Annotated in this window: 2 protein-coding genes; both read right to left on the bottom strand. The window is 29.3% G+C overall.

Annotated elements, in window-relative coordinates:
• Window positions 1-117: 117 nt before the first annotated feature.
• The gene (locus Tmeso_RS15735) at window positions 118-414 is read right to left on the bottom strand and encodes a hypothetical protein (protein ID WP_242967964.1); all 297 of its coding nucleotides are present in this window, start codon (window positions 412-414) and stop codon (window positions 118-120) included.
• A gap of 5 nt (window positions 415-419) precedes the next feature.
• Window positions 420-1,190 (bottom strand): RHS repeat-associated core domain-containing protein, encoded by a 771-nt coding sequence (locus tag Tmeso_RS17225; protein WP_278281508.1) that lies wholly within the window; start codon window positions 1,188-1,190, stop codon window positions 420-422.
• Between the last annotated feature and the right edge of the window lie 345 nt (window positions 1,191-1,535).

Below are 1,535 nucleotides of genomic sequence, written 5' to 3'. Positions count from 1 at the left end.
GGAAATGATATTGAAAAGGGCTAGTTTTTCATAGAAAAACAAAACCCCTATATACCTTTAAATCGCTATTTTAAAATTTAAAATCTAAACTTAAATATGAAGTTTACACACATTTAATTACATACTCTCATCTATAGTATTAACTCTTAAAATTCTATAATCTTCTTCATGTGCCATACGCTCAAATATTAGAAGCCCATCTACAACTACCCTTTGTTCTCCTAAACTTAAATCATTTAAATGCTGTTCATGACAATCTGATCTAATGATTTCTTTTTCTTTTGGCGAAAAATTTGTTATTAATTCAATAAAACCATCTACATCTTCATCTCCTCCATCTAGTTTATAAAAAAACTCATTTTCATCTTTAACTTCATCAATAACTTCAAAAAGTTGTCTAATAGTATATTTCATAAAATTTATTTTCCTTTCATATATTTGTTTAGTAAATCTACAGCATTTTGTGTATTAAATGCTGTTTGTTGACCACTGCTCTTTGCAGGTACACGTCCTTCATAAAATTTCTTTATAGGATTCCTTAACATAGGACCAGATATTGTATCATGACTATTAGTCATCCCTTTACCGCTATTCCTTACAAACTTTTCCCACTCAGCATCTGCAGAAGTAAATACTTTATTATTCAAATCATCAAATTCTGATTTAAGAATATCAAACTGAATAACTTCTCCATTTCCTTTAAATTTATGATCTACCCAATTCTCTGCTTGTTTTAAATCAGTCGTTGTGTAAAATCCTCTACCAAAATCCATATCTCTTGTAGCATGTTTTAAATCTACACCATTTGCTCTAATTGAATTTGCCGAATCAACGCTAGTACCATGATAAAGACTTATATAGTCCTGGGTAGTTTCATTAATCCCCTCAGTTGCAAAATCTCTTTCTTTATTTATACTGCATTTATACCCACTTGGATCATAATAAACTACAGGGTTATTACTACAATATGCATATAAATTTAGTCCATCTCCACGATATACATCTTCTTGTGTAAATCTTCCTATTATAGGATTGTAGTATCTTGCCCTTAGATAATATTGTTGGGTTATACTATCATATTGCTGTCCTGTGTAGGTGATTCGATTTGAAATATTTTCTTCACTTTCTAGTATAACTCCAAATGCATCGTAGTGGTAATGATTTTGTACATTTTGATTGTTATCTGTTATATACAGTGTACTTCCTTGTTCATCTTGTTGGTAATAGTAAGTGTTATCTTTAATATCATTTGATATTATTTCATGTCCTCTTGCAAAGCGTGATATTTGATTATCTTGTTCGTCTAGTTCTACTAGGATATTTTGTTTATGGAAAATGAATTTTGTTAGTTTTTCATTTTCTTCTATTTCTGTTCTTAATCCTAAGGCATCGTATTGGATAGGCTATGCTTAATTAGACAATAAATACTCGGACATGATAATATTAATTAAATAAAATCGGAGGAGATATCATGTCTAATAAACATAAAAGATATACAGATGAATTTAAGCAACAAATAGTAAACTTAGCTAACA

It is taken from the genome of Tepidibacter mesophilus (genome assembly GCF_002724055.1).
In the GTDB taxonomy this organism is placed as follows: domain Bacteria; phylum Bacillota; class Clostridia; order Peptostreptococcales; family Peptostreptococcaceae; genus Tepidibacter_A; species Tepidibacter_A mesophilus.
The sequence above is the reverse complement of the archived record's forward strand: the minus strand, read 5'-3'. Positions and strand labels throughout refer to the sequence as shown.